Consider the following 3,439-nt stretch of genomic DNA (forward strand, 5'->3'; position numbering starts at 1 on the left):
GTTGCCCTCCATCAGCCGGGCGAACGCCGCGTCCGGCGTGGCCGGCCGCCGCGTTCGGCGCGGCGGCCTCGGGCCGTGCCCCCGTACCCGCGCCCCGTGGGGCGCCGGCGGCCGTGCACGCCGAGAGCGCGCCCGCGAGGGCCGCGAGGCCGCCCGCGAGCAGCGCCTTGCGAGCGCGGCAGTCCTGCGCTGTCCATCGCACGTTCCTCCGATTCGTCGTGACCCTGGCGACTATCGGACGGAAGGCGGCCGGTGACGGTGCAGGCGCGAGCGGCGCGGGCCCGCTTTCCCACCGTCGGCGCACAGCGGCGGCGGTCAGCGGCGGCGGTCAGGAATCGGGCAGCCGGCGCGCCCCGGTGGGGTGGGCGAGGGCCTGCTGGCCGCCGGAGGCGAGCATGCGCACCTCGTCCCGGTCGCTGATCTCCGCGCGGACGATGCCGGAGGCGTCGGCGTACACCGGATGGCCGCCCGGGCCGGACAGCTCCGTGCGCTCCACGACCACGGTGTCCTGCCCCGTCCCGTCGGCGCCGGGAAACGTCAGCTCGTACCGTCGGACGCTCATGTGTCCATCGTGGGACGTACCCCGCCGGACCGCCTTTTGACTTTACCTTTGCTTTGCGATGGTGTGCGGGGTGTCCGCATGCGGCATCGAAGGACCCCGCCGAACCCGGGCCAGGCAGGTCAGGGCCGCCGACGCCAGCGCCTCCACCCCGGCCGGGAGGGCCGTGCGGACGTCCGGGGCGAAGTCCGGGGCGTGGTTGGCGGGGAGGCCCGCCAGCTTCCCTGCCGCGCCCTCCCCGGGCGCCGCCGCCCAGGCGGCCGGGCCGATCACCCCCAGCATCCAGTACGCCAGCCGCACCCCCCGCGCCCCGTGCAGGGACCGCCCCGCGTCGCCGAACAGCCCGAAGTCCTCCGTGGCAGCGACGGCGGCCACATCGCCACTCGCTCCGCCCCAGCCGCGTCGTGTGCGCCGCCCGCACCGCGGCCGTCGTGGCCGGATCGGGGTGCGTGACGGGCGACGAGCCCTCGCGGACGATCTCCGGCTCCCGGGGACAGCCCGAGGCGGCGCACTCGGCGCGCACGATCCGCTCGACCGCCTCCGCCGCCCGGGCGAGCGCCGCCTCCCCGGCCGCCCGTACGGTGATGCCCAGCTCCGCCCGGTCGGGGACCACGTTGGCCCGCTCGCCGGCCCGCAGCGAGCCCACCGTCACGGCCACCTGCTCCGACGGCGCCGCCTCCCGGGCCACCACCGTCTGCAGCCGCGTCACCACGTGGGCCGCCGTCACCACCGGGTCCACCGTCAGGTGCGGGGCGCCCGCGTGACCGCCGCGCCCGTGCACGACGACCCGGAACGTCACGCTCCCGGCGGTCATCGGCCCGTACCCGTGGGCGACCATCCCGGCGGGCAGCGGGGCGGCGTGCTGCGCCAGCACCACGTCCGGGTGGCCGACCCGCTCGTACAGCCCGTCGGCGAGCATCGCCCGCGCCCCCTCCAGGGTCTCCTCCGCCGGCTGCCCCACCACCACCAGCGTGCCCCGCCACGCCCCGGCGGCGTCCCCCGCCAGCAACGAGGCGGTGCCGGCGGCCGCCGCCAGGTGCAGGTCGTGCCCGCAGGCGTGCGCCGCGGGCCCCTCGCTCGCGTACGGCAGCCCCGTGGTCTCCCGCACCGGCAGCGCGTCCAGCTCGGCCCGCAGCACCACCGTCGGCCCCTCGCCCCGGCGCAGCACCCCGGCCACCCCGTGCCCGCCGATCCCGCGCGCCGTCTCGTACCCGGCGGACTCCAGCCAGTCCGCGAACCGGCCGGCCGTGCGCTCCTCCTCGCCCGACAGCTCGGGGTGGCGGTGCAGGTCCAGGTACAGCGTGGTCAACGGCCGCAGCAGCGGCCGGAGTCCGGGGAGCGCGGGCGCGGAGACGGTCATGACGACCATGCTCGGCCACCGGCCCCGAGCCGGACTGTCAAGGCGCTGACACTTCCTGTCAGAGGAGTGTCAGGAGATGAACAGGTGACGTGAAGGCGGCGCAGGTTCTCCTGGAAGGGCCCCACAGGGAAACCAACAGAAGGAGAGTCCCATGGAGAAGTCGCCGCTCGCCTCGCTCGCCGACGAGATCCTGGAGCTGGAGTCGGAGACCTTCGAGATCTCGGACTACTCGGACGCCAGCGAGGTCGTGCTCGCCGGCTCCACGAGCTGCAGCTCCACCTCGACCTGTTCCTCCACCACCAGCACCACCTCCTGCAGCGCCTGACACCCCCGGCGCCGCACCCGCAGACACCGGATGCCCCGGACCCCGCAGGAAGGGGTCCGGGGCATCCGGCGTGGCACACGGGCGGCGGCGCGGAGGACCCCCGGGCGGGGGCCCCGCGCGGTCAGGGGAACGGGTGCGGCACCAGACGGACCTCCGCGTCCGCCAGCGGGGCGTCGCGCAGCCCGGCCCGCATCGCGGCCGTCCGCAGCCGGGGCATGTACGGGGCCCGCTGGCGCGACCAGCCGAAGTCGATCGGCAGCAGCCCCGGCACCACGGCGCACACCGTGCTCAGCCCCATCCGGCGCTGCTCCGGCGTGGTCTGGTCGACGACGATCACGTCGTGCCCGGCTTCCGTCAACTCCCGCACGCACAGCAGCAGGTCGTCCCGCAGATCGCCGGTCCGCGGCCGCCCGCCGGCCTCCCAGCCCCCGTACAGCTCCGCCATCGTCCGCACGCCGAGCGGCTCCCGGTAGCTCCGCGCGTGCGGCGCCATCTCCGGCAGCCCGTACAGCTGGGCGTGGTCCTTCAGGTGCAGCACCTTGCGGAAGTCCCGCGACATCGCCTCCAGTTCGCCCCGCCGCTCGGCCACCTGCCGGGGCAGGTGGGGGATGTAGGTGAGCACCTCCGACAGCGCCGCCTCCACCGCCGACGCCGGATCCAGCGCCGCGCCCGCGCCGAACGAGTACAGCCCCGGCCCGCCGTCCCGGCGCACCGCCAGCCCCGTCACCACCGGCACCGCCAGGTCGATCCGGTTGTCGAAGGCGTGCACGTCGTACCCCTGCAACGCCGCCCGGTCCACCATCATCCGCACCGCCGGACCCGGTACGGAGTCCAGGTCGATCTCCGTCAGCCGCTGTCCTCCGTACCAGGCGAGCAGGAACGCGTCCCGCTCGATCAGCTCCAGCAGCGCCCCGAGCAGCGCCTCCTCGAGGCAGCCGCCGATGGCGCAGCCGTTGGAGCACTCGAAGACGAAGTTGTCGGCGGCCAGGCCCGCGCTGTAGTACGCCAGCCGGGCCGGCACCAGCACCGGCCGGTCGTCGCGCAGCGAGTGCCCGTACACCCAGGGGATGGGCCGCTCGGGGTCGAAGGGCGACACCAGCGGGTCGTCCCGGTAGGTCTCCGGCGGATAGAACCCGCACTCCGCCGGGTTCAGGGCCCGGTCGCCCAGCTCCGCGTAGGAGGCGGTGAGCGCTTC

4 protein-coding genes and 1 pseudogene are annotated in these 3,439 nt (G+C 75.8%); 1 reads left to right on the top strand and 4 read right to left on the bottom strand.

Annotated elements, in window-relative coordinates:
- Window positions 1-328 precede the first annotated feature (328 nt).
- The 3 genes and pseudogenes from SSNG_RS31740 to SSNG_RS40470 form a co-directional block, all read right to left on the bottom strand.
- The gene (locus SSNG_RS31740) at window positions 329-562 is read right to left on the bottom strand and encodes a DUF6296 family protein (RefSeq protein WP_007268042.1); all 234 of its coding nucleotides are present in this window, start codon (window positions 560-562) and stop codon (window positions 329-331) included.
- Between the two features lie 42 nt (window positions 563-604).
- Window positions 605-934, bottom strand: a complete 330-nt coding sequence (locus SSNG_RS44295) for a hypothetical protein (RefSeq protein WP_063749930.1) — start codon at window positions 932-934, stop codon at window positions 605-607.
- 76 nt (window positions 935-1,010) lie between these two features.
- A pseudogene (locus tag SSNG_RS40470) lies at window positions 1,011-1,928 on the bottom strand (amidohydrolase); the annotation flags it as partial.
- 142 nt (window positions 1,929-2,070) lie between these two features.
- Between SSNG_RS40470 and SSNG_RS31750 the strand changes: the two are divergent.
- Window positions 2,071-2,244, top strand: coding sequence for a thiazolylpeptide-type bacteriocin (locus tag SSNG_RS31750; RefSeq protein ID WP_007268044.1), 174 nt, complete (start codon window positions 2,071-2,073; stop codon window positions 2,242-2,244).
- A gap of 121 nt (window positions 2,245-2,365) precedes the next feature.
- On the opposite strand, the gene SSNG_RS31755 is transcribed toward SSNG_RS31750, so the two are convergent.
- Window positions 2,366-3,439: YcaO-like family protein (locus SSNG_RS31755; RefSeq protein WP_165365043.1), on the bottom strand; the 1,074-nt coding region annotated here is incomplete at its 5' end.

The sequence above is a fragment of the Streptomyces sp. C genome, assembly GCF_000158895.1.
Taxonomy (GTDB): Bacteria; Actinomycetota; Actinomycetes; order Streptomycetales; family Streptomycetaceae; genus Streptomyces; species Streptomyces racemochromogenes.